General features: G+C 56.3%; 22 protein-coding genes and 1 pseudogene. 7 read left to right on the top strand and 16 right to left on the bottom strand.

Features of this window, described 5'->3' with window-relative positions; translation table 11 throughout:
- Positions 1-89: 89 nt before the first annotated feature.
- Both pgeF and rluD read right to left on the bottom strand, forming a co-directional pair.
- Complete coding sequence (pgeF, locus tag ACYX4K_RS01230) at positions 90-851, bottom strand: peptidoglycan editing factor PgeF (protein ID WP_475090595.1); 762 nt, start codon at positions 849-851, stop codon at positions 90-92.
- Positions 852-896: 45 nt separating this feature from the next.
- Complete coding sequence (gene rluD, locus ACYX4K_RS01225) at positions 897-1,862, bottom strand: 23S rRNA pseudouridine(1911/1915/1917) synthase RluD (RefSeq protein ID WP_475090596.1); 966 nt, start codon at positions 1,860-1,862, stop codon at positions 897-899.
- Between the two features lie 166 nt (positions 1,863-2,028).
- Here rluD and ACYX4K_RS01220 point away from each other — a divergent pair, with 166 nt between their 5' ends.
- A complete protein-coding gene (locus ACYX4K_RS01220; RefSeq protein ID WP_475090597.1) occupies positions 2,029-2,976 on the top strand; it encodes an outer membrane protein assembly factor BamD in 948 nt (315 codons plus the stop codon).
- A gap of 80 nt (positions 2,977-3,056) precedes the next feature.
- On the opposite strand, the gene ACYX4K_RS01215 is transcribed toward ACYX4K_RS01220, so the two are convergent.
- Positions 3,057-4,685 (bottom strand): NAD+ synthase, encoded by a 1,629-nt coding sequence (locus tag ACYX4K_RS01215; RefSeq protein ID WP_475090599.1) that lies wholly within the window; start codon positions 4,683-4,685, stop codon positions 3,057-3,059.
- A 114-nt stretch (positions 4,686-4,799) separates the two neighbouring features.
- On the opposite strand from ACYX4K_RS01215, the gene ACYX4K_RS01210 reads away from it, so the two are divergent.
- From ACYX4K_RS01210 to ACYX4K_RS01200, 3 genes are all read left to right on the top strand, one after another.
- Positions 4,800-6,449: an ATP-binding protein gene (locus ACYX4K_RS01210; protein WP_475090600.1), complete on the top strand. Its 1,650-nt coding sequence runs from the start codon at positions 4,800-4,802 to the stop codon at positions 6,447-6,449.
- A 39-nt stretch (positions 6,450-6,488) separates the two neighbouring features.
- A complete protein-coding gene (locus ACYX4K_RS01205; protein ID WP_475090601.1) occupies positions 6,489-7,886 on the top strand; it encodes a sigma-54-dependent transcriptional regulator in 1,398 nt (465 codons plus the stop codon).
- Positions 7,887-7,977: 91 nt separating this feature from the next.
- The gene (locus tag ACYX4K_RS01200; protein WP_475090602.1) at positions 7,978-8,541 is read left to right on the top strand and encodes a GspH/FimT family pseudopilin; all 564 of its coding nucleotides are present in this window, start codon (positions 7,978-7,980) and stop codon (positions 8,539-8,541) included.
- A gap of 32 nt (positions 8,542-8,573) precedes the next feature.
- Here the strand turns inward: ACYX4K_RS01200 and ACYX4K_RS01195 are convergent, their stop codons facing one another.
- From ACYX4K_RS01195 to murJ, 13 genes and pseudogenes are all read right to left on the bottom strand, one after another.
- Positions 8,574-9,014 carry a type IV pilin protein gene (locus ACYX4K_RS01195; protein WP_475090604.1) on the bottom strand — a complete coding sequence of 147 codons (441 nt, stop codon included), beginning with the start codon at positions 9,012-9,014 and terminating at the stop codon, positions 8,574-8,576.
- A 50-nt stretch (positions 9,015-9,064) separates the two neighbouring features.
- Positions 9,065-12,397: a pilus assembly protein gene (locus ACYX4K_RS01190; protein WP_476178747.1), complete on the bottom strand. Its 3,333-nt coding sequence runs from the start codon at positions 12,395-12,397 to the stop codon at positions 9,065-9,067.
- Positions 12,398-12,436: 39 nt separating this feature from the next.
- Positions 12,437-12,970 carry a pilus assembly PilX family protein gene (locus ACYX4K_RS01185; protein WP_475090606.1) on the bottom strand — a complete coding sequence of 178 codons (534 nt, stop codon included), beginning with the start codon at positions 12,968-12,970 and terminating at the stop codon, positions 12,437-12,439.
- Positions 12,970-13,935, bottom strand: coding sequence for a PilW family protein (locus ACYX4K_RS01180; RefSeq protein WP_475090607.1), 966 nt, complete (start codon positions 13,933-13,935; stop codon positions 12,970-12,972). Before ACYX4K_RS01180 ends, ACYX4K_RS01185 begins: the two co-directional genes overlap by 1 nt.
- A 1-nt stretch (position 13,936) precedes the next feature.
- Positions 13,937-14,428, bottom strand: a complete 492-nt coding sequence (pilV, locus tag ACYX4K_RS01175) for a type IV pilus modification protein PilV (RefSeq protein ID WP_475090608.1) — start codon at positions 14,426-14,428, stop codon at positions 13,937-13,939.
- A gap of 11 nt (positions 14,429-14,439) precedes the next feature.
- Positions 14,440-14,835, bottom strand: a complete 396-nt coding sequence (locus tag ACYX4K_RS01170; protein WP_475093892.1) for a GspH/FimT family protein — start codon at positions 14,833-14,835, stop codon at positions 14,440-14,442.
- 45 nt (positions 14,836-14,880) lie between these two features.
- A pseudogene (locus ACYX4K_RS01165) lies at positions 14,881-14,961 on the bottom strand (prepilin-type N-terminal cleavage/methylation domain-containing protein); the annotation flags it as partial.
- A 190-nt stretch (positions 14,962-15,151) separates the two neighbouring features.
- Positions 15,152-16,084, bottom strand: a complete 933-nt coding sequence (gene ispH, locus ACYX4K_RS01160; RefSeq protein WP_475090609.1) for a 4-hydroxy-3-methylbut-2-enyl diphosphate reductase — start codon at positions 16,082-16,084, stop codon at positions 15,152-15,154.
- Positions 16,085-16,118: 34 nt separating this feature from the next.
- Complete coding sequence (locus ACYX4K_RS01155; RefSeq protein ID WP_475090610.1) at positions 16,119-16,559, bottom strand: FKBP-type peptidyl-prolyl cis-trans isomerase; 441 nt, start codon at positions 16,557-16,559, stop codon at positions 16,119-16,121.
- Positions 16,560-16,576: 17 nt separating this feature from the next.
- Positions 16,577-17,095: a signal peptidase II gene (gene lspA, locus ACYX4K_RS01150; RefSeq protein WP_475090611.1), complete on the bottom strand. Its 519-nt coding sequence runs from the start codon at positions 17,093-17,095 to the stop codon at positions 16,577-16,579.
- Positions 17,088-19,892 carry an isoleucine--tRNA ligase gene (gene ileS / locus ACYX4K_RS01145; RefSeq protein ID WP_475090612.1) on the bottom strand — a complete coding sequence of 935 codons (2,805 nt, stop codon included), beginning with the start codon at positions 19,890-19,892 and terminating at the stop codon, positions 17,088-17,090. The genes lspA and ileS overlap by 8 nt, the downstream gene beginning before the upstream one ends.
- Before the next feature lie 97 nt (positions 19,893-19,989).
- Positions 19,990-20,967 (bottom strand): bifunctional riboflavin kinase/FAD synthetase, encoded by a 978-nt coding sequence (ribF, locus tag ACYX4K_RS01140; RefSeq protein WP_475090613.1) that lies wholly within the window; start codon positions 20,965-20,967, stop codon positions 19,990-19,992.
- Between the two features lie 85 nt (positions 20,968-21,052).
- Positions 21,053-22,699, bottom strand: coding sequence for a murein biosynthesis integral membrane protein MurJ (murJ, locus tag ACYX4K_RS01135; RefSeq protein WP_476178746.1), 1,647 nt, complete (start codon positions 22,697-22,699; stop codon positions 21,053-21,055).
- Positions 22,700-22,895: 196 nt separating this feature from the next.
- Between murJ and ACYX4K_RS01130 the strand changes: the two genes are divergently transcribed.
- The 3 genes from ACYX4K_RS01130 to pdsR all read left to right on the top strand — a co-directional run bounded on the left by ACYX4K_RS01130 (position 22,896) and on the right by pdsR (position 24,917).
- Positions 22,896-23,036: a hypothetical protein gene (locus tag ACYX4K_RS01130; RefSeq protein WP_475090614.1), complete on the top strand. Its 141-nt coding sequence runs from the start codon at positions 22,896-22,898 to the stop codon at positions 23,034-23,036.
- Between the two features lie 198 nt (positions 23,037-23,234).
- Positions 23,235-23,945, top strand: coding sequence for an OmpA family protein (locus ACYX4K_RS01125; RefSeq protein WP_475090615.1), 711 nt, complete (start codon positions 23,235-23,237; stop codon positions 23,943-23,945).
- Between the two features lie 279 nt (positions 23,946-24,224).
- On the top strand, positions 24,225-24,917 hold the full coding sequence (pdsR, locus tag ACYX4K_RS01120) for a proteobacterial dedicated sortase system response regulator (protein WP_475090616.1): 693 nt from the start codon (positions 24,225-24,227) through the stop codon (positions 24,915-24,917).
- The last annotated feature ends 2 nt before the right edge of the window (positions 24,918-24,919 follow it).

Raw genomic sequence — 24,919 nt, 5'->3', positions numbered from 1 at the left:
AGCACTGGATTCCGGGTCAAGCCCGGAATGACGCTGAGAATGGGAAACCCGTAAGGTGGATAAGCGCAGCGCATCCACCAAAAAGTTACTTACTCAAACCAAATAAGAGAAGCCATGCGGCCGGTATTGCCATCCCGACGGTAGGAAAAGAATTCACTGGCCTCGGAAACGGTACAGCGGTCTCCGCCATAAACTTCCGCGACACCCAGTTCGGCGAGCTCGGCGCGGCCGAGGGCGTAAATGTCTGCCAGAAAGTGCAGCGGTTTTTGGGAATGAGGCACAAAGCACTGGGCGATGGCTTCCGCATGGGATTCGCTCAGGGAGGATTCGAAAGCGGCTTCAAGTACATCCACACCGCACTCGAACGCCTCCGGACCAATGGCCGGGCCGAGCCACACCAGCAGATCTTCCGGCTCGCTATTCATCGCGTAGATGGTTTCGCGAATCACGCCACCGGTGAGGCCACGCCAGCCCGCATGAATGGCGGCGACTTCGCTGCCATCGCGATTACAAATCAACAGCGGCAGGCAATCGGCGGTCAGCACCGCACACACTATTCCGGGCTCACCGGTATAGCTGGCGTCGGCGGTCAGAATCTTGCCATCTGAATGCGCCACTACCGCCTTATCGCTGTGAATCTGCTCCAGCCACTGGGGCGGATTCGGCAAATTCAATTCCCGCTGCAGCCGATCCCGGTTCGCCTGCACCGCTTCGGGGGCATCCCCCACATGGTCCGCGAGATTGAACGCAGAGTAATCCCCCTCACTGTGCCCGTCGTGGCGCAGAGTAACTGCGGCGCGCACATTGGCGGGCGCGGGCCAGTCGGGCTTGAGGTAATGGTCGGCTGACATGGGAAAGGTCCTGTGAGGTTAAACCGGGGACAACGCGCCCGCGGATCAGAAATTGTCCGCGCGCAACAATTCGAGCAGTTGCAGCATATCTTCCGGCATTGGTGCCTGCCAGTGCATTGGCTCGCCAGTTTCCGGGTGAATAAGCGCTAACTCTGCAGCGTGCAAAGCCTGCCGCGGGAACTGCTGCAGTGCATGGATCAACTCCTGACTGGCGCCAGCGGGCAGCTTGCTGCGCCCGCCGTAGAGCGGATCGCCAATCAGCGGATGGCGGATATGCGCCATATGCACGCGGATCTGGTGGGTGCGACCGGTTTCCAGCTGGCAGCGCACCAGGGTATGCGCGCGGAACCGCTCTTGTAAGCGATAGTGAGTAATCGCTTCCTTGGCGCCCCCCATTCCTGCGATCTGCAATACCGCCATTTTCAGGCGATGGGTTTTGTGACGGCCCATGGGTGCATCCACGGTACCCCCACCACTCAGCGTGCCCTGCACCACAGCGTCGTAGAGGCGGCTGACGCTGCGTTCCTTGAGCTGATCCACCAGATCCGTCTGCGCCGGCAGGGTCTTGGCAACCACCATCAGGCCACTGGTATCCTTGTCCAGTCGATGCACGATACCAGCGCGGGGAATATTCTGCTGGCCCGCGCAGTGGGCCAGCAGGCCGTTCAGCAGGGTCCCGTCCGGATTGCCGGCGGCCGGATGTACCACCAGCCCGGCGGGCTTGTTGATCACAAGAATGGCATCGTCCTCATAAACGATATCCAGGGGCATTTCCTGCGCCAACCACTCCCCCTGAGCCTCTAATTCCGCACTCAGAGTCAGCAGTTCTCCGCCAAACAGCTTATCTTTAGGCTTGCCGGTACGGCCATCTACGGTAAGTTGGCCACCTTTTATCCAGGTTTGCAGGCGCGCTCGGGAATAATCAGGGATCAAATCCGCTGCGATCTGGTCAAACCTCTGCCCGGCGTACTCCGCGGGCACTTCAATTTCGAGTTGTATTTGATTGCTCATCCGAGAGGGTCTAGTGTCCTGTAACGCAATAAATGTGGTTGCCAGCAGGTTGCTTGTACTTTGGGCTGGCGGGGCGCTGTGGTTAAATAGCTGCCCTTCGGCCCCCGGTGAATTTTGGGCGGCTAGTTTAATAAGGTTGAGACGAATAATGATAGAGCGAGGGGCAATGCGGTCTTGGAATAGACAGTCCTGGAAAACCCTGTGTGTCGCATTTTTGGCTGTTTTGGTAGCCTCCTGTGCCAGTACGGACGAGGAAGAAGAGGGCCTGCCCACCGGTAACCGTACCGAACAGGCCTTTTATGAGGCCGCTCAGCGGCAGCTGAAGTCCAGCCAGTGGGAACTGGCGATCAAGAACCTGCGTGCACTGGAAGACAACTTCCCCTTCGGCAACTACGCCGAACAGGCGCAGCTGGAGCTGATCTACGCCTACTATCGCGACTACCAGAACGATGCGGCCATCTCCGCTGCGGACCGTTTTATCCGCCTGCACCCGCAGCATCGCAATGTGGACTACGCCTATTATATGAAGGGCCTGGCCTCCTTCACCGAAGGCAGCGGCCTGTTTGAGCGTTTCCTGCCCACCGACATGACCCGTCGTGACCCGGGCTCCGCACGGGAATCCTTCGCCTATTTCGCCCAGCTGATGGCGCGCTATCCGGAGAGCCGCTATGCGCCGGATGCGCAGAAGCGCATGATCCACCTGCGCAACCTGCTGGCGCGCTACGAAATTCACGTGGCCAACTACTACTTCAAGCGCAATGCCTACCTGGCCTCCGCCAACCGCGGCCGCTATGTTGTGGAAAACTTCCAGCAGACCCCGGCCGTGCCGGACGCCCTGGCGGTGATGGTACAGTCCTACCACCTGTTGGAAATGCCACAGCTGGAAGCCAGCTCCCTGGCGGTACTGCGCACCAACTACCCGGATCACCCGGCGTTCCGCAAGGACGGCTCCTTCAACTACAAGTACTACGCTGGTGCCAAGGGCCGCAATATTGCCCATCGCCTCACCCTGGGGCTGTTCGAGAAATCGGACCCCCGCGGGTTTGACAGCCGCGAGCTGTACAATGCCGAGTTCCGGCCGGAGCAGGCGCCGCTGCCTCCCGAGCTGAACTGATCCGGTTACAGCAGCCAAATAAAAAAAGCCCCCGTTACCCAAGGTACCGGGGGCTTTTTTGTGCCGTATACAGGCGGAGTTTATTCCCCAGCCTTCCAGCCATTGGTGATCGGGTAACGCCGGTCGCGACCGAAACCACGCTCGGAAACCCGCACCCCAACTGCCGCCTGGCGGCGCTTGTACTCATTGCGGTCTACCAGACGCACCACCCGCATTACCGTCTCCTCGTCAAAGCCCTTGGCGATAATGGCCGCGGCGCTGTGGTCGAGGTCGATATACAGCCGCAAAATCTCATCGAGAACCTCGTAGGGAGGCAGGCTGTCGGAATCCACCTGATCCGGCGCCAGTTCCGCGCTGGGTTCACGGGTGATCACCGTTTCCGGGATGACTTGGGACACCGTATTGCGGTAGCGGGACAGCGCGTACACCAGGATCTTGGGCACATCCTTCAGGGCGTTGTAGCCACCCACCATATCGCCGTAAAGGGTGGCATAGCCCACGGCCATCTCACTCTTGTTTCCGGTGGTCAGGACCATGTAGCCCTTTTTGTTGGAGATGGCCATCAGCAGCATACCGCGGGCGCGAGCCTGCAGGTTTTCCTCGGTGGTATCCCGCTCGCTACCCTCAAACTCTTGGGCCAGGGCGCCCATAGCGGCATCGAAGATGCCCTCGATGCCGATCACCCGGTAGTGAATACCGAGGCGCTTCGCCTGGTCCGCCGCATCGTTCTTGGACAAATCCGAGGTATAGCGGAACGGCATCATCACCGCTTCCACGCGATCCGGGCCGAGGGCGTCCACCGCGATCGCCAGGGTCAGGGCGGAATCAATACCGCCGGACAGCCCCAGCACCACGCCTTTAAAGCCGTTCTTGTTCACGTAATCCCGCACGCCGAGCACCAGCGCCTGGTATACCGACGCCAGATCTTCCAGTGGCTTGGCATCATTGCCCGCAGCGACGCTTACTTCCTCACCATCGGCCTGTACAGTGACCGGTAGCAGGCTCTCGACGAACTCCGGAGCGCGGCCGCGCAGGCTGCCGTCCTTGTCCACCGCAAAGGAGCCGCCGTCAAACACAAGCTCGTCCTGCCCGCCCACAGAATTGACATAGACGATCGGCATCTTTCCCGCCTGGGCCTGCCGCCCCAGCAGCGCCAGGCGCTCCTGGGCCTTTCCGCGATGGAAAGGCGAGGCATTGATATTCAGCATCAGCTTCGCCCCGGCGCGCTCCGCCTGAGCCACCGGCTCCGGGTGCCAGATATCTTCACAAATACTGATGGCCGTGGGCACGCCCTTAATGTCGACCACACAGGGCTGATCGCCGGGAATGAAGTAGCGCAGCTCGTCGAACACCTGGTAATTAGGCAGCTTCTGCTTGGCGTACTCAGCGACCAGTTCGCCGTCCTGAATCAGCCCGGCCATATTCAGTACCGCACCGGCCACCACTCGCGGGTAGCCAATCAGTACCGCACAGGGTAATTCGGCCTTCAGCAACTTATTCAGCGCATCGTCGATACGTTTCTGCATGCTTGGGCGCAACAAGAGATCTTCCGGCGGATAACCACACAGAGTCAGCTCCGGAAAAAGCACCAGATCCGCGCCGTGCTCTCGGTGCGCGCGGCGGGCGACCTCGACTACCTGGTCGGTATTGCCGGGAATATCCCCCACCAGCAGATTGATTTGCGCCAGCACTAGCTGCAAAGTAGACATCTCATAACCCCGTTAAACTGAGGCGGCTATTGTAGCCGCGCAGCCTGAGCGCACAATATCTGCAGGGGCCTGGGGCCCCTGACGCCGAAACTTCGCACACGATGAGAATAAAAAGTGAGCAGTCAGCCACTCACCGCACCAACAAGTGACCATTCAACGACCCACACCGAAACCCAGCGACCGGCTGCCGGGTTCCAGTGGAATTTACGGCAACGAGATCTCCTTAAAATATACGCCTGGTACCGGGTGGTCATTGGGCTAGTCCTGCTCGGACTATTCGCCTCAGGCCTCAGCCGCGGCGCGGTTGGCACACTGCTTCCCGCGCTTTACCTGAATACCGCGATAACCTATGCGGTACTCAATGTTGCCTGGCTGATGTTTCTTTACCCCAGCGGCTTTCGCACCACGCCTCTGCGCATCGGCAGTATTCTGGGTTGCGACATCACCGCCTTCCTGCTGCTTATCCAGGCAAGTGGCGGTCTCGACTCTGGCGTCGGCTACCTGCTACTGACCACGTGTGCCGTAGGTTCCTTGCTCCTCGACCGACGCATGGGCGCGTTCCTCGCAGCAATCACCAGTATCGCGGTCATCGCCCAGCAATTGATTGGCATTTTATATGGGCAGGCTGATACCCAGGATATTGTCTCGGCTGGCAGTCTTGGCATTCTGCTGTTTACCTGTGTAACCGCCCTCCAGTACCTATCGACACATATTCGACTCGCGAACGAAAAAGCTGAGAAAGAACGCCGGCAGGCAGCACGGCTACAGAGACTGACCCAGCAAATTGTGGCGCAGATGCGCACCGGTGTGATGGTGTTGAACGGCGAAGGGGAAGTAGAGCTGATCAACCGCGCCGCCCGGCAACTTCTCGGGCCACAGGAATTCGAAGGAAGAACTCTCAGTGAAGAATTGCACCGGAACCTGACAGAACTCAGGCAGCAGTCGGAAACTTCAAGCGGCATTTTTCAGGGTGGCGAGCACAGCGAAATCCGCGCGAGCGTCACGGCCTTGGGTAATGAGGCAAGTGATAGCAGCCTCGTGTTTCTCGAAGACCATCGCAAGCTGACCCAACAGGCTCAGCAGCTAAAACTCGCCTCACTGGGCCGCCTCACCGGGTCCATCGCCCATGAAGTGCGCAACCCGCTCAGCGCGATCAATCACGCGGCAGAACTGCTCGGGGAATCCAGCACCATCTCCGAGGAAGACCGGAAACTCACCGAAATCATAGGTCGGCATAGCCAGCGCGTAAACCAGATCATTGAGAACGTGATGCAACTGTCTCGGCGACAGCCTGCACGGACACAACTTCTCGATCTTTGCCATTGGACCAAGCAATTTTTGGGCGACTACCAGCGGGAAACAGACACCAGATACAAAGTCATCGTACGGTGCCCGGAAACTCCCATCTATGCGCGATTCGACCCGCATCAAATGGCACAGGTCGCGACAAATTTATGTAACAACGCTGTGCGACACTCCCACGATGCAACCGGCCACTACTATGCGGAAGTGATCATTCGGTTACACCCGGAGCGCGAACGTGCCCAGCTCGATTTTGTAGATATAGGCACCGGGGTGGATGAAGACCACAAAGACAAAATCTTTGAGCCTTTTTTCACAACCGAAGCCACCGGTGCCGGTTTGGGACTGTATATTGCCCGGGAAATATGCGAATCTACCAGAGCGAATCTTTATTACTGCAAAGACCAAAAAATGCGCAGCTGTTTCCGAATAGAGTTCGCCAACGCCGAACAGATTTTCTAACGAGCTTCTGATTGTCGATCAATAATAACGCTGAAGAATATGAGCGACCGTCAACCCATCGCCCTGGTTGTGGACGACGAACCAGACATCTGCGAACTGATTTCCATGACCCTGCAGCGCATGAGCGTTCGCGCGGATATTGCCATGTCAGTCACAGAAGCCCGCCGCCGCCTGCAGGAAAAACAATACGATTTCTGCCTGACTGACATGCGCCTCCCCGATGGGGATGGACTGGACCTGGTAGAAACCATCCAGGACCGCCCGTTCGACCAAGCGATCCCTGTCGCCGTCATCACCGCGCACGGCAATATGGACACAGCAATTTCAGCGCTAAAGCTCGGAGCGTTTGACTTTGTCAGTAAGCCGGTAAACCTTGAGCGCTTGCGTACATTGGTGCAACTCGCACTGCGTTTGGGTGAAGACCGATTTCTCAAGGCCCAGGAGTTTCCACCATTACTGCAAGGACAGTCATCTGCTATTCAGGCGCTACGCGACGCATTGAGCAAAGCAGCACGCAGCGACGCGCCGGTGCACTTGAGCGGCGAGCCTGGTGCAGGGAAGGAACTGGCGGCGCGCTGTATTCACGATCTGGGGCCACGTGCGGAAAGCCCGTTTGTGCCCCTGCACTGCTCCAGCATCCCTGCCGAATTTTTTGAGCAGCTGCTGTTCGGAAATCAGACGGCCGGCAAAGAAGTCCAGGGACTACTGCAGTCTGCCAATGGCGGAACCCTGTTTCTTGACGAAATCACCGCGCTTCCTAAAGAAATTCAGGTCAAACTTCTGCAAGTCATTGAGGAAAAGCGGTTCCAGCCTATTGGCGGTGAGGTATCTCAATCCCTCGATATCCGTGTGATCAGCAGCAGCCGGAAAAACCTTGCCAGTGAAACCCGTCGCGGTGAATTCCGCAGCGACCTGTATTTCCGCATTAACGTCATCGAGGTGACTGCCCCCGCCCTGCGAGAAAGGCAGGAAGACATCCCGCTGTTGACGCGCTTCCTGCTCCGCAGGCTAACAGAAAGCACCCCCGGCAGCCCTCCCCGAGCAGGCCAGGACGCCACCCAGGCCCTGCAGGCGCACTCATTTCCCGGCAACCTGCGGGAATTGGAAAATGTGCTAGAGAGAGCACTTGCACGGTGCGAGTCCAATACCATTCGAGCCGTAGATCTCGATCTTACGGATGAACCTCCGGTGCCGGAGACCGAAGCACGTGCCCCGGAAACCAGCGAGCCAGCTGAACACCCCCGATCAGTTTATCCGGGGCAATTTACCGCCGCAGGTTTCGAGACACTGGATGATTTTCTGGAAGTAATTGAGCGAGAGGCGATTGAAGCCGCGCTAAATGAAACTCGCTGGAACAAGACTGCAGCGGCGGAAAAACTTGGAATTAGCTTTCGCTCATTGAGGTACCGATTGAAGAAGCTCAATCTGGACGACTAAGTTAGCACGCCCGTACTGTAATAGCCTGTGATTGGCATTTTCTTGGGCCTTGGTATGCTGCTATGCACACTCAAGGATGAGGATACTGCTGATGCAACGGCACCATGGCACGACACTAATAGAGCTTGTCGTCACTCTCGCAATTCTATCGATCATCGCAACAATCGCGTTGCCCGCTATGGGCGATCTGGTCGATCGCTATCGAACGCACATGAAAGCCAGGGAACTGTTCAACCTGCTAATCCTGATGCGAAGCAAAGCTTACAACAGACAGGAAAAATACACACTTTGCCCGAGTAGCGACAATACCAACTGCGGTGGCGACTGGTCAGCGGGCGCTATACTTTTTGCAGATCTCGATGGAGATGGAGATAAAGACTCAGGAGAGCAGGTCGAAAAACTGTTTTCGGGAGCAGAGTCCGGGGGGGCTTTAAGTTGGAATGCCTTCAACAATAAGGGCTATATTATGTTCCGCCCCAACGGGACAACACCAGCGCAAAGCGGAAATTTTTCATATTGCCCTCCCAGTGGATACGCAAAAGACGGCTGGATAATAATACTGAACACAATTGGCCGCCCATATCTTGGAAAAGATAAGGACGGCGATGGCGTCGCAGAAACCGGTAGCGGGAAAAACCTCAGCTGTGGCACTTGAGCCAGCATCTCTTAGGCTGCCAGTTTATTTACTTAGCTGCAGGTTTTATCCCAGCACATATCACCTGCGCCGAAACCGTCCCGCCCCCTGTCCCAACCTTTCTCGCCATTGGAGCGCAACAGCAGATTACCATTATCTGCTTGTGCACCTTTGGCCTGAGCCTGCAACTCGTAGCTACTGCCACCATTACTCAGGGTAATTCGCAAATTGTAGTATTTGGTGCCGCCGTCGAGCGGCGCCTCAGTCGCAAAAATCAGAGGCACGTTACTTGCTTCAGAGCCATTGTAACTGCCATTCTGAGTAAAATGTTGCTCCATTGCCTGGGCCAACCCCATTAATGCCCCCTGTGCATCCGCACGTCGAGAGCTCTTCACATACTCCTGATATGAAGGCATCGCGATACCGGCAATAATGGCGATTATCGCCACAGCAATCATTAGCTCGATAAGTGAAAAACCGCGCTGTAATTTCATAGTGTCACTCAAAATGTTCTAAACAAGAATATTTATTCGATAATACCGGGTTAATCAGGAGTAACTTCCTCCCAGGACAGTCGTCCTTCGCGCGCCCCACCGCCAACGTTAACATCCCGGTCGTTAATTGTGCCCGCACTGGTCGACGTATACTGTCTCTTTGCCCCCAGAAATCCTGGCTTGTTTGGAATCCCTTCATCAACCAGCTCACCTACGTAATCCATATCGGCACTATCAATCACCCCATCGCCATTTGCGTCATACACAGCGAATTTAGTCGGCGGCAACCCGGTACGAATATCTACGGACATCAGCCAACCGTAGCCTCCCGCAGAGCACACCTGGCCGGTCGGAATCAGCGTATTGAAGAAAAGGACATTGCGAAGCAGATCTGGCCGTGTAGTAACCCGCTCCCCACCGTCTGGCGAGGTTCCAGCCTCCAGAGGAATATACCATCCGGAATCTTCCGTCCAGCTCAACTCATCACCGCTCAATGTCCGATGAGTGACAGTGCCACCACCTTCTTGGGGCACATCTTGTTCACCAATAGACCGGGAAACCAGATCGCTCTTATCCAGTCCGTATACGCCATTATCGGATACTGCATAAAAGCCACCTGCAGAAGTATCTGCGGTATCGGTCGCAGTTAAATACTGACCAGTTCCAAATGTGACAAGCAGATTGGGGCCCGAGCCACTCTCATATGCTGTATTTCGTGCAACGAGGGGCGCCGCTGTAATTGGTTCTCCCGTCGCAGAAAACAGTGGTGCAGGGGAGCCCCCGTTACTTTCCAATGTCCACTGACCGGTGCTCTCCACATCAAAGGCCCACATATTGCCGCGCAGGTCACCCGCGTAAATGCGGTCGATAGTGCCATCGAGATCCGAGTCGACAATTGCCGGTGTGGACAAGCCGTTAGGATTTCCCTGGCTTCCGGTCGCGGTAGAGATATACACATGCCCGCTTCCGTCGAGATACACGATAAACAAGCCAGCATCTCCTGTATGACTGTTATAGCCATTACCAAAAATCGCGGCCCACTTTCCATTTGACATACGACCAATTTGAGGGCGACTAAATGAGTACCCGAGGTTGCTATTGTCATTGTCAGAGAACTCCCACAGGACCAGCGACGCAGCATTTGTCTCGGAAAAATTCCCCGGGTCTGTCACATCCAGAGCAAAATACCCCTTGCCGCCTCCGGCGAGCCCGCCCACAAGAACGGTTTTCCACGCACTTCCGACATAAGCATCACCAACGGTGGGTGTACCATCAACATAGTACTTGTGAAGATAATTCTGCGAGCTCAGGGAGTGGACCCCCTCATCAGCAGTAGTGCTCGCCAAAGCAGCTGGTGCATACGCGATCAATTCCTTGCCAGCATTCGCTCCTGACATTGACGCATTAAATCCGTGTAGAAAACCATCATTCGCCCCTACATAAACCATAGGGGTTCTGTTTGCCTTACTACTTTTAAAGGCTGCATAACTACTCGCCTCAGGAAATTCAGCACTATCCCAACTCGATGAGGGAGCACCGAGATACACAGGGGTAGAATTAACAATGTCGCCCAGCCGACTACCCCGTTGACGGAACTCGTCGCTGGCATTGCCTTCATTACTTCGATCTCCACGCTGATAAGCAATTCGCTCTGCAGCACGACCATCTTGAACAGCAACACCTGAAGAAGTGTTGATATTCAGGTCCAGCTCCGTGCCACCATCAGCACCAGTGAAATCGAGGCCGGCCTCAGTATATGGAACACCGCTGCTCCCGTTATGGGTCAATACCACTCGCTGGGTAATATCAGCCTGATCCAGGATGCTCCCCGCCTCCCAGGAAGAAGTGGATGATATGCTTCCGTCACTATTGATCGAAAGCGCGGACAACTCACCACTCCAGTCACCACTGTCAAATTTAGCGGCATACAGCGCAGAGTTCGCCTCTAACGAAGTGGAATTAAATGCAACTGAGCTGGAACTACCTACAATTGCGTGTACTTTGCTGATAATTTGATTAAACGTCACACTAAGTTCGGCAGCATTATCGGCAGAATAAACTCCGCCACCACCATGGTGGCCAGCGTTCACCATTACGTTGCTGTCGGAGAGTCCCTGATTAGCAAATCCAATCAGGTAACTAATGATATTGTTTTTTACTGAGGTCCCATCCGGCTCTTTTAGGTCAGGTCGTAAATCTATGTCATACAACGCCTTGATGACATCATCCATTGAGTCATTGTTTCCTGAGGTGCAACCTTTGGGGCCGCTGCACGCGTAGTCGTAATCATCTAATATATCGCTAACACTGCTATCGCTCGTTGGAGCACCATCCGTAAGTGCAACCATGAAGCTTTTCTGACAGTAGTATTGTATTGCCGCGCCCTCACCTGAAGCTGTAGGCACAGGAACTTCAGGATCAACATCATTCCAATCCGGAGAGCTCGCAAATATATTTTGTCCTGCAGTACTGACTTCCGTCCCCGTGTCATCAACGTACGTCAACTGCTGAGTTTCATGGCCACTAATAAAGTAACGGCCAACATCCTCGAATGTCTCACCCAAAGGAGTATTACCACCAGCACTGACCCCGGAAACAATACTTAACAAATCCGCCCTGCTGCTGTCATCAATACTCGTTAGACCTTGCAATGCTCTACCACCGTCACTGCCATCAAACTGCATCAGCCCTACGCGAACATCCTCCAGGCCAGAAATCAATTCCGCTGCAGCGGTTTTCATGATATCAGTACGGCGAATATCAATTTTAGAACGACGAGCATCGCCATTTGCATCCACAAAGTCAGCGGCGATATAAGAGCCTCCGCTTTCTTCAGAAAAATACCAGTTCAACAAATGCCCACTAACAGAGTTTTTCCGATAGTTCCCACTATCGGAGTTTGACATGTAGTAGTCACCGTCATTACCTTCAGCGTAAAGCCAGGCTCGGTAATCAGTATCATTGTCAAAACAGTTACTACTGGAGTTCCAGGTTCGCCAGCCCTCACCATCATTATCCAGGCGAAACTCAACCTCCCCCTTGTTCATACCATCCGAATCGACACGAAAGTCAATTTCATAAGTCCCAGTTCGCCAACGTTCACTATCGTAGTCGTAGTACCTGTAAGTCGCAGGTAAGGGGCTCGCACAACTGGCATAATCTGTATCTTCATCGTATCCAGAAGGTGGTAAAACCATTGTTTCCATAGATCCCGACGAATCGAGAACAAACATAATATTTGGCTCTGCAGAGCCTCGGGTATAGAGCGGTACATCAGACAAATTTCCCGGGGCAGCAGAGGCACTGGTTGCTAGCGTCAGCAAGAATGACGAAGATATCGTCCAGAAAGATAGTCTCGCTTTCATTCTGTTATTCCATTTCATTGTTCGGTCTCTATTCGAAAACTATGCCGGCAAATCGCCCTACATAGATCGCCCGTAAAAAGTCACAATTATTCTTTCTGTGCCACCAACACCTACGCCTCGGGTAACGATCTTAAATACTTGAATATCTTCATAATCCTGTCCGGTGTTTCCCGTACTCAGGTCTACATCAGATGCATTCGAGTCATCAGACGCCAACCCTGACATTTCAATGTACATACGCCCTTTCAATGCGTTGCCTTGATGATCAGTCATACCTACGTCTATTTCCGTGGTATTTGTATCGGTCCAGGTCGCGCCGGCAAAAAGATCGTCCGGTCCATCCCCGGCAGTTCGCATCCAGCCGGTTGTCCCAAAACCACTAGTATCCGCCAATCCGTCAATAACCAGCTCACCTCTCCGAGCCATTGATTCGGCGACTTCCAGGGCGACTTTAGCGTCTCGTGAGGCAAACGTCATACGCTCCCCCATTATCACGCTCTGCGCTCCGGAAACGCCTATCAGTGTCAAAACCATCAGCAAGATCAGGCTTACTATGAGAACCGCCCCTTTTTGGGCGTGAACCTTTTGCATTACATACTCCCCCGGTTACGCACCTTGACGGTGGCAACATAGAGCTTTCTCAATCGACCGTCCGTATACGTCGTTTCAGTTCCATCAAGCTCAGTAATCGTTTGCGTATCGACACCCGCAGCCGTGTCACTAGTCACCAGCAACTGCAATTTAATCGAAGTTACCTCAGCCATATTATCCAGGTTGCCATCCGCACCCTGCCAGACATCTACCACGCCATCACCGGAGGTATCACGGCCATACGCAATTTGCATGTCTTCAATTCCAGGAACCAGCTCCTGGGAATTTCCGTTCTCATTCCGGACGAAGAGAGAGTTATCTCCCGCAGTACTTTCGGCAATAAAGTACGTGCGCTGGTATGGCGCTAAAATTTTGGCTTCAGCTCCATACACCTCTTGTAGCGTCGCGCCATGAGCAAAGGTCCGGTTTCCCGCGCCAATATCACCTGTAACACCCGTAATTGAGACCACATCGCCAACCCGGCAGTTTGAAATCAAGACGACATCGCCCGCTGCAATGGGGCAATTAGCAGTCACCTGATTTCCGCCATTGGCCATTCTTCCCACGCCTGCGCACGCGTCCGCCGAACTTCCGATAACCAAAATGTCGCTACCTGCGATCACATCCATACTGCCGACTTTTTGGCCTGCCCCTGCGTTGTCTATTCCCTGAATTCCATCAGCACCTATCGCCGCGAAAAAACCGGTCGGCGAACTGAGGTTGTTTACAATGCTGTCTCGATCTGGTGCGCATCCCCAGTAATCGGCAGCACGAATTTCCTTGCTCAGCATATCCAGTGCAAATCGACCACTCTCCTGTATACGAGAGAATGCCGTCTGAGTGCGGGAGGTGCTCGTGTTGCTCTGAAATACCTGTAACACACCGAGCAGCAAAAGTGAGCTCAGAACGATACCCACCATCAACTCCACTAATGACAAACCTCGCTGTCGGGCAATCAGTCGCATATCAAAGCTCCACCGTCATAACAAAACTGGTGTCTTCCGCTCCACCTTCAGAGCTACCGTAATTTTCACCGGTGTGCTGCTGCTGCCATGACAGTGTCACGGTAACTTCATCACCATTTCGGCCGATGGTGCCAGACGCCGAGGGTAAGTTAGATTTAATCACCTGCCCCCATTCGTATAGATCCAGGCTGGCCAATTCATTTACCGTACAAGCAGAATTACAGCTATTACCGCGAGTTTCGCTTCCATCTACCGTTCCGTCGTAACTCCCCTGTTCCAACCCACTGGGGTTCGCGCGCATGCGCTCGACGATATCCTGAGCAGCCAATGCAGCCATATACCTTTGATTGGCCCCATTACCATTTTTCAAACTCAGCGTCTGCGTTGCAGCAACACCTAACAACCCAACGGCAAGAACCAGAACGGAAATCAGCACCTCTATCAAGGTGGCACCCTGCTGCTTTAACATCCCGCGCTTCACTTTATGTTTCATTTCCCTGACCCCTAGCCACTACAGGCGGTATTGGTAAGAAGGCGTACGGCTCCCGACACCAGCACTTCCAGCTGGCGCCCGTGATTGCCAGCACGACTGTCGCAGACACCCAGAGTAAGCTTGTCAGTCAAATCTGACTCACCACGAGCATTAAACATAAATTGCAGATTGGCAGTATCGGTACCACCAACATCAGCTGTCACGGCAAGGCTCGCATTCTCGATATCGAAAACGCGCAACACAGTGTCGCTATTATCGAAACTGTCATTACCATTGTCGTCCACGTAAACTCTGAGCCCGTTGCCCACATCACCGCCCACAGCGCTCACACCGACGCCGCCACTTGAGCGTACCGCTTCGGCGCGCGCGAATTGAAGAACCGCATTGATGTCATCAGTTTTGGTCACGATCCGGTAGTCCTGAATCAATGAGCGGAAGGAGGGCACCCCTACAGCCGCGATTATGCCAAGCACGCTAATCACGACCATAAGCTCTACGAGTGTAAAGCCCCTCTGACTTGGAGTGTTGTTCATTGTTTGTTCAACCTGAATCACGGGAGGGCTGAGTTTCAGCCCAATACACGAATGTTATGGCTTTATATCAGTTCAAGGAGGGAAAGGAAGTGAAGGCGTCGACTCTTCTCCGCGGACCTGACAGGCGGTAATGGGAGGCCGACAAGCGGATCAAAGCGGGGTAGCTCCCACTGTGCGGGAGCTCAAAAATTCAACGCAACTCTCGGGGTAAGCTGAAACTAATGTTTTCCGGGATACCGTCCACTTCATCGGGAACATTTGCCCCGAGGTCCCGCAGCTTCTGGATGACTCTCTCAACCAACACCTCTGGTGCGGATGCTCCTGCGGTGATACCTACAACACTTTTGCCCGCCAGCCACGATGAGTCGACACAATCTGGGCCGTCGACGAGGAAAGCATCTGTACCACAGCGCTCCGCCAACTCGCGTAGTCGATTGGAATTGGAGCTGTTCGGGCTCCCCACGACCAGTACAAGATCACACTCCAGCGCGAGTTGACGCACCGCATCCTGACGATTCTGCGTCGCATAGCATATATCGTCCTTGCGCGGGCCGCGGATATTGGGAAACTTGGCTCGTAGGGCGTCGATAACCCGGGAGGTATCATCCACAGACAGGGTTGTCTGGGTGACGAAGGTCAGGTTGTCTGGGTCTTTCACTTCCAGTTCAGCAACATCCTGTTCGTCTTCCACCAGATAGATGGCGCCACCATTACTCCTGTCGTACTGGCCCATGGTGCCCTCGACTTCCGGGTGACCTTCATGGCCGATCAGAATGCACTCACTGCCATCGCTGCTGAATTTGCTCACTTCCATATGCACCTTGGTCACCAGCGGGCAGGTAGCATCGAAGACTTTCAGGCCGCGGTTTTCGGCCTCCTGCTGTACCGCCTTGGAGACGCCGTGGGCACTGAAGATGACGATGACATCGTCAGGCACTTCATCCAGCTCGTCCACAAACACCGCACCGCGTTCACGCAGTGTGTCCACCACGAACTTGTTGTGAACCACTTCGTGGCGCACATAGATAGGCGCGCCGAACACGTCGAGGGCGCGGTTGACGATATCGATCGCGCGGTCGACACCGGCACAGAAGCCGCGGGGGTTAGCGAGACGAATCTGCATGCTTGTTCTGTCCTTGACCTTCTGAACCAACAAATTAGTTTACTGAGGCCACTTCAAGAATTTTAACGTGGAAAAATACAGTCTGGCCGGCGAGGGGGTGGTTGAAGTCCACTTCCACATCGTCTTCGCCGATCTCCCGGATAACGCCGGGAAGCTCGCCATCGCCGTTATCGAAAGACACGACCAGCCCCTCTTCCAGTTCCATATCCGGTGAAAAGTGGCCCTTCTTCACTTTCTGGACATTGGACGGGTTGCGCTGGCCGAAGCCCGCTTCCGGGGGAATTTCAATTTCTGCTTCGTCACCGGCCTTGAGACCGAACAGGGACTGCTCGAATCCCGGCAGCAGGTTGCCATCGCCAACGATAAACGTGGCCGGATCCCCTTCGAAATTGGAGTCGATCTCTGATCCATCGTCGAGCTTGAGGGCAAAGTGCAGGGTTACCCGGCTGTGTTCACCGATTACATTATTGCTCATCGTACTTCTCTAATTTTTTACACTTCTGCGCTGCTTTTGCCGGGCTCTTCGCTTTTGTCTTTGAAGAACAGCAATTCAATCACGAGCATGGCAGCGCCGACGGAAATGGCCATATCCGCCACGTTAAATACAGGGAAATGCCAGTTGCCGTAGTAGACGGAAATAAAGTCACGCACATAGCCCAGTAGCATGCGATCCCACAGATTACCGAGGGCGCCGCCGAGGATCAGTGCCAATGCAGTGGGCTCCCAGCGCTTGGCCAGGGGTAACTTCTTGATCCAGACAATAACTACCACGCTGAAGATCAGCGCTACAGCGCCAAAGAACCAGCGCTGCCAGCCGCCCGCATCGGCGAGGAAGCTGAACGCAGCACCGTAGTTTTCGGCGTAGGTGAATTGCAGCAGGCCTGGAATGATCTGCATCGCCGGGCCGTACATAAAGCGCTCTACCGCCCACACCTTGGTGGCGATATCGATCACAATCACCACCAGCGCCAGCAGGTACCAGCGCCATGGGGAGCGCAGAGCCTTAAGCATAGTGACGCACCTCGCCATCACCGCTGACGTTTTCCACACAGCGGCCACACAGTTCTGGATGTTCGCTGTTACTGCCCACGTCTTCACGGTAGTGCCAGCAACGGCCGCACTTGGGTGCATCTACCTTGTGCACTGCAACGCGCAGTCCGGCCAGCTCGGTTTCCTCTGCGCCGGCGGCGTCCGACAGCGGCTGCACGGAAGTGGAAGAGCAGATCAATACAAAGCGCAGCTCGTCCTTCAGTGCATCCAGTTTCTGTTGCAGGGCCGGATCCGCGAACAGGGTGACGGAGGCTTGCAGAGAGCCACCAATATTGCCAGCACCGCGCTGTTCTTCGAGCACCTTGTTCACCGCGGTTTTCACATCGGCGATGGCATCCCAGAACTCGCTGTCCATTTCCGCGTTCTGCGGCAATTCGGGGAATTCGTGCCATTCGGCCAGCAGTACACTGTCTTCTTTTTTACCGGGCACGAACTGCCACAGCTCTTCGGCGGTGAAGCTGAGGATCGGAGCGACCCAGCGCACGAACCCGTGCATGATGTGGAACAGCGCAGTCTGCGCGGAGCGGCGCGCAACACTGTCCGCCTTGGTGGTGTACTGGCGGTCCTTGATGATATCCAGATAGAAACCGCCCATTTCTACCACACAGAAGTTGTGCAACTTCTGGTAGATCTGGTGGAACTGGTAGCGATCGTAGGCCGCAATGATTTCTTCCTGCAGTTTGGCCGCCTGCTCGATGGCCCAGCGGTCCAGTGCCAGCAGTTCGTCTACCGGCAACAGGTCTTTGGCGGGATCGAAGCCGGCCAGGTTGGACAGGAAGAAACGCGCGGTGTTGCGCAGGCGTCGGTAAGAATCCGCGGTGCGCTTCAGGATCTCGTCGGATACCGCCATCTCGCCACTGAAGTCGGTGGCGGAAACCCACAGGCGCAGCACGTCCGCACCCAGTTTGTTGATCACGTCCTGGGGCGCCACGGTATTGCCGATGGACTTGGACATTTTGCGGCCTTGGGCATCCACGGTGAAACCGTGGGTCAGCACCTGCCGGTACGGCGCGCAGTCGTTGATGGCAATGGAGGTTTTCAGGGATGACTGGAACCAGCCGCGATGCTGGTCGGAGCCTTCCAGATACAGGTCCGCGGGGAAACGCAGGCCTTCACGACGCTCAAGCACCGCGTGGTGGGTTACACCGGAATCGAACCACACGTCCAGGGTGTCGGTGACTTTCTGGTAGTTGTCCGCGTCGTCACCCAGCAGCTCTTTGGCGTCCAGCTCGAACCAGACGTCCATCCCCCCCTGCTCCACTTTCTGCGCGACTTTCTCCATCAGCGCCGGCGTATCCGGGTGGATTTCCTGGGTCTCTTTATGGACGAACAGCGCGATGGGCACACCCCAGGTCCGCTGACGGGAGATACACCAGTCCGGGCTGGCGTCCAGCATGGAGTCGATGCGGGCCTTGCCCCAGCCGGGGATCCACTGTACTTCGTCCGCGGCCTTTTGCGCGTGCTCCAGCAGGTCATTCTGCTGCATGCTCACAAACCACTGAGGGGTGGCGCGGTAGATCAACGGCGTTTTGGTTCGCCAGCAGTGCGGGTAGCTGTGCACCAGTTTGTCTTCATGCAACAGCACGCTTTTTTCTTTCAGCAGCTCGACAATCTTGCCGTCCACCTTGTACACGTGCTCGCCGGCGAAGACCGGTACGTTATCCCGGAACAGACCGTTGTCATCGACATAGTTCAGGGTCTCAATGCCGTAGCGCTTGCCCACGTTGAAGTCATCGGGGCCGTGGTCCGGCGCGGTGTGTACACAGCCGGTACCGGCGTCGGTGGTAACGTGGTCGCCGAGGATGATGGGCAGCTGCTTGTCGTAGAAGGGGTGTTTGACCTTCAGGTGCTCAAGCGCAGCGCCCTGAATACGGCCGACAACGTCGCCGCTCAGGCCTGCCGCTTCCAATACCGCATCTTTCAGCTCTGTCGCAACCAGCAGACGCTCGTCGCCCACCTGCACCACGACGTACTCAAGATCCGCATTGACGGAAACCGCCTGGGAGGACGGCAGGGTCCAGGGAGTAGTGGTCCAGATCACCACAGAGAGCTTGCCGTCACCGGCGTGGCCACCGGCCGCATCGGCAATGGCCAGCGCAGTTTCATCGGTGGCCGGGTATTTCACGTAGATGGAGAAGGAGGTCTTGTCCTGATACTCCACTTCCGCTTCCGCCAGCGCTGAGCCGCCCACCACACTCCAGTACACCGGCTTGAAGCCGCGGGACAGATGACCATTTTTCACCACGCCGCCGAGGGCGCGGATGATGTCCGCTTCAAACTCGAAATCCATGGTGCGGTAGGGGTTGTCCCACTCGCCGAACACGCCCAGGCGAATAAAGTCTTTCTTCTGACCTTCCACCTGTTTGGCGGCGTACTCCCGACATTTCTGGCGGAAAGTTTTGTGGTCCACCTTGACGCCGGCTTTGCCGACTTTCTGCTCGACTTTGTGTTCGATAGGCAGGCCGTGGCAGTCCCAGCCGGGCACGTAGGGAGCGTCGAAGCCGCTCAGAGTTTTCGATTTGACGATGATGTCTTTGAGAATTTTGTTGACCGAGTGCCCGATATGAATATCCCCGTTGGCGTAGGGAGGGCCATCGTGCAGGATAAATTGTTCACGACCGGCACGGGCTTCACGAATTTTTTCGTAGAGCTTTCCTTCCTGCCATTTTTTCAGAATCTCCGGCTCCCGATTGGGCAGATTGCCACGCATGGGGAAGTCGGTTTGAGGAAGATTCAGGGTCGCTTTGTAGTCGGTCATTGGCTATCTACTTCAGTTGTAGCTCAGGAGTTTTGCATCGTCAGATTGCGACAGATGCGAAGGGTCAATTGTTTCGCTGGTTCTGATTCGCCCAGGTTTAAATTGCTGGGCGGTGCGCAAACCAGTCTTTCGCGTTTTCGATATCTTCGGCGATTTTCTGTTTAAGAATGTCTAGAGACTCAAACTTTTCTTCATCGCGCAGTTTGTGGCAGAAGGTCACGGCAATTTCACGGCCATACAGGTCGCCACTGAAATCAAACAGGTGCACTTCCAACAATGGTTTAGCACCCTCGCCCTCTACCGTTGGGCGAAAACCCACATTGGCAACACCGGCGACCTCCATGCAGCTACCACTCATGGGGCTGCCGTTAGTGCGCTTGGCGGTGACGGTATACACCCCCACCAGCGGCGAACGGTAGCGATGCAGCCGCACATTGGCGGTAGGTGCACCCAGTTGCCGGCCGAGGGCGCGGCCGCGGGCGACCAGGCCGGTGATCCGGTAGGGCTTGCCCAGCAGCTGCTCGGCCAGTTCAAAATCTGCGTTTTGCAGCGCCTCGCGGATACGCGTACTGCTTACCCGCTCGCCGGCGATTTCCAGGGTCGCGGTGTCTTCGACGGTAAAGCCCGCTTTCGCACCCGCCTTGTGCAGCTGCGTATAGTCACCACTGCGATCGCAGCCAAAACGAAAATCGTCGCCCACCACAAGATGGCGCACGCCGAGGCCATCAACCAGCACCTGCTGGATAAACGCTTCGGCACTCAGGCTGCGCAGGCGCTCGTTAAATTGCAGGCACAATACCCGGTCCACGCCGGCATCGAACAGGGCCAGCACCTTCTCTTTGAAGCGCATCAGCCGCGCCGGCGCTTTTTCTCCGGAGAAGTACTCGTGGGGCTGCGGCTCAAAAACGATGGCCACTGAGGGCAGCCTGTGTTCAGCCGCCCGCGCGCGCAGCTGGGTAATAATGGCCTGATGGCCCAGATGCACCCCGTCGAATGAACCGATGGTGGCCACGCAGCCCCGATGGTGCGGCCGCAGGTTGTGCAGCCCGCGTATCAGCTCCCGTTGCTCGGTCACAGTGCTTCCACCACCTTAAGTCGCCATTGCAAAATCAAGCGGCGCAGTATACCGGATTTCCATGGCATCTGGGCACCGCCCGCACTCACGACGTCGCCCGGAAATGCCGCGGTCGCAGGCCACTGGCCAGCAAGATCAACCCGTAGGTGGCGCCGCCAGCGGCCACCACCACGCCCATGCGCCAGGCACGCTCCCACCAGACCCAAAGATGCCAATCCGGCCAGTAATGCAAAATGCCCAGCAACACACCAGCCATGGCCAGATTGGCCAGCAACAGGCGAACCAGAAACCCGCGCCAACCGGCTTCCGGCGTATACACACCACCCTGGCGGAGACCGCGATAGAGCAGGAAGGCATTGATGGCAGCCTGGCCGGCAGTGGCCGCGGCAAGGCCCATATGGCCGAGCTTGAAGTAAATATGCAGAGGGATCACGAACAACAGGCTCAGCACCATTTTTGAGGCAATGGCGATCAGACCAAATTTCACCGGAGTTACCGTGTCCTGGCGGGCGAAATAGCCCGGTGCGAGCACCTTGATCAGCATGAAAAACAGCAAGCCGAAGGTATAGGCGCGCAGTGACCAGGCAGCCATATCCATATCCCACGGAGTCATATTGCCGTGCTGGAACAACACTGTGAGTAGCGGCTCCGCCAGCACAAACAGAGCGACAGCTGCGGGCAAGGCAATCAGAGTGACGCTGCGCAGGGCCCAGTCGATGGTGTGGCGGAATTTTTTCGGGTCGCCGCCGGCGTGCTGGCGGGACAGGTTGGGCAATATCACAGTGGCGACCGCCACCCCGAACACCCCCAGGGGCAACTCGACCAGGCGATCGGAGAAATAGAGCCAGGTTACGGAGCCGGTGGGCAGGAAGGAAGCCAGCACCGTATCCAGCACCAGACTGATCTGAGTCACGGACACACCGAAGATCGCAGGCGCCATCAAGCGCAAGATTTTGCGCACCCCCGGAAACTGCCAGTCCCACTTGGGCCGCGGCAGTAACCCCTGCTGCATCAGGAACGGAATCTGAAACAGCAGTTGCACCACCCCGGCAACCAGCACCCCCCAAGCGAGCGCCATCACCTCGGGCTCAAACCAGCCCGCAGCGATGGTGGCCGCACCAATCAACACCAGATTCAGCAGTATTGGGGTCAATGCGGGAATCGCGAAGCGGTCGAAACTGTTCAACATGGCGCCGGCAAAGCCGGTCAGCGAAATCAGCATTAGGTAGGGGAAGGTGATGCGCAGCATCTCGGTGGCCAGGGCAAACTTTGCCGGCTCGCTGCCGCCCCACCACCAGCCAAAGGCAAAGAGCCCGGCCACCAGTGGCGCACACAGCACGCCGAACAGAGTCACCAGCAACAGGGTACCACCGAGGGCACCGGCCACCCGGTCATTCAGTTCGCGCACCGCGGCAATGCCACCCTTTGTACGATATTCCGCCAGCACAGGAACGAAGGCCTGCGAGAAGGCACCCTCGGCAAATAATCGGCGGAAGAAATTGGGGATTTTAAACGCCACGAAAAATGCGTCCGCGGCATCACTGGCACCGGTGAGTCGTGCAAAGACGATATCTCGCGCCAGCCCCATTACCCGCGACAATAAAGTGGCACCACCCACTACCGAGGTTCCGCGCAACAATCCCCGTTGCGGACTATCTTTTGGAGCCTGCGGTGCCTGCTCGGAAGATTCCGGCTGCGGATTAGGCGTCTGGTTTGGCGAAGTTCCTGCCACTTCCCTGATTCCTGATTTGTGATCGCTACATAATGGCCGGCAAGTCTACCGCAATCCACTTTCTCGGCCATCTGGTCTGAGACGGTAACCCCTCTTTCATTCCAAAAGGCGCCCTACGTTTGGCGCGAGGGGGAACTATACTCAGGTTAAGCAGTTGGCGCGCTACAGGGAGCGGTAGCAACAAAGGAGAGACGGAATGACCATCAACGCGTTAATTATCGCACTGATCCTGGCGGTACTACTGTACGCCGCAGTCGCCATGGGCCCTCGCCCCCAGCGGGTACGGGTGCGCATCGACCAGCCACGGGATCGGCGCTACCGGCGACGCGGAGACTGAGACAGCCCTCAAATCCAGACGCTGAACTGAGTCACGGGGGGCATTGCCACATTTCGCCATAATTGCTGCGGAATTTGCCCCAGAGGCGCCACGTCAGTGCCTCCTTGCGGGATTTAAATGACACTCAACCGAAGCGGGATACACACCCGGTCGGAAACAAAGAGCAGTCATTTCTATCCAATCGCAAGGAACACGATCATGAAAAAGTTGTTGATGGCAGTAACCGTAAGCACTCTGACCCTGAATGCTATTGCTTCCGCCGAGGCCGCTACTGACACCGAGAAAGAATTACAGGGCTCTGCCCTGACTCCGGCCAAGCAGGCCACAGTATTTACCGGCGCCGCAGTTGCGGGCGCCGCCGTGGGTGGCCCGATCGGCTTCATTGCCGGCGCCCTCGGTGGAGCCTGGCTGGGCGAACAGATCAAGCAAGCAGAAGAGGCAGACATGCTCGCAACTCAACTCACAGATAGCCGTACCGAACTGGGTAACCTCGCACAACAGCTGGATGCGGCGCGACTGTCCGCCAACGACGCCCGGGAGCTGGCACTGGAGAGCCTGGAATTCCAGATGCTGTTCACTACCGGTGACGACGAGCTGCAGGAGGCGCAGGAGCAGCAGGTGGCCGCCATGGCAGACTTCCTCAATCGCAACCCGCAGCTGCAGGTATACCTGGAAGGTCATTCCGACCCGCGCGGCAGCGACGGCTACAACAATGTACTTTCAGACCAGCGCGCCCTGAGCGTCCAGCGCACCCTGGAAGCCTATGGCGTCGCTCCCGAGCGCATCGAACGCCGCGCCCTTGGCGCCAGCCAGTCCAAAGCCGGCAAAGGTGATCTCGACGCCTACGCGATGGAGCGTCGTGTCGACATCCACTTCGGAATGCCAGAGGCTGTAGCCGGCTCATTCTAACCCCCCCCGAACCGACCATTCGACCTCTCGGTCCCTTGAATAGTCGCCGGTTACCGCTCTACAAAAGCGGTAACCGGCTCACCGAGCAACTCAAGTGCAACCCTGTAAGCAGTAACCTTGCGCGCAGCGCCACTGGCTGCGCGCTTTTTTGTGTTGAACCCGCGACGATCAAGCAACGGACCTCCAGTTACTTTTGCCTGCTCCACGCACTTCGGGCATGATTTTCCGCATCCCATACGAATAACCGTTTTTCTCCGCCGGAAATCAGAATAAAGCCCCATGAGCAGCCCCACCATTGCCATCGTCGAAGACGAAATCGCCATCGCAGAAAATTACCGCGACGCCCTGCGCCGCAGCGGTTACCAGGTCAACCTCTACCACACCCGCCCGGATGCCCTGGCCGCCTTTCAGCAACGCCTGCCGGACCTGGCGGTGATCGATGTGGGGCTGGGCGCGGAAATCGAAGGGGGCTTCGAGCTGTGCCGGGAGCTGCGTGCGATGGCGCCGACGCTGCCGATTCTGTTTCTCACCGCACGGGATTCGGAGCTGGATATCATCTCCGGCCTGCGTCTCGGCGCCGACGACTACCTCACCAAAGACATTTCCCTGCCCCATATGCAGGCGCGCATCAGCGCCCTGTTGCGCCGGGTGAGCGTCATGCAGTCGAAAGGTGGCGATGAGGAAGTCATCACCCAGGGCGATCTGGAACTGGACGTCTCGCGACTGCACTGCCACTGGAAAGGCGAGCTGGTTGACCTCACTGTCACCGAGTTCTGGATCGTGCACGCCCTGGCCAAGCGCCCCGGCCACGTGAAATCCCGCAGTCAGTTGATGGAAGCCGCGCGGGTGGTACTGGACGACAACACCATCACCTCCCACGTCAAGCGCATCCGCCGCAAGTTCCAGACCATCGACAGCCACTTTGATGCCATTGGCACCGCCTATGGCATGGGCTATCGCTGGCAGGTGTAACG

Source organism: Microbulbifer sp. ABF4_107 (assembly GCF_056312215.1).
Note: the sequence above shows the minus strand (reverse complement) of the source record. Positions and strands in the feature narration are given on the sequence as shown.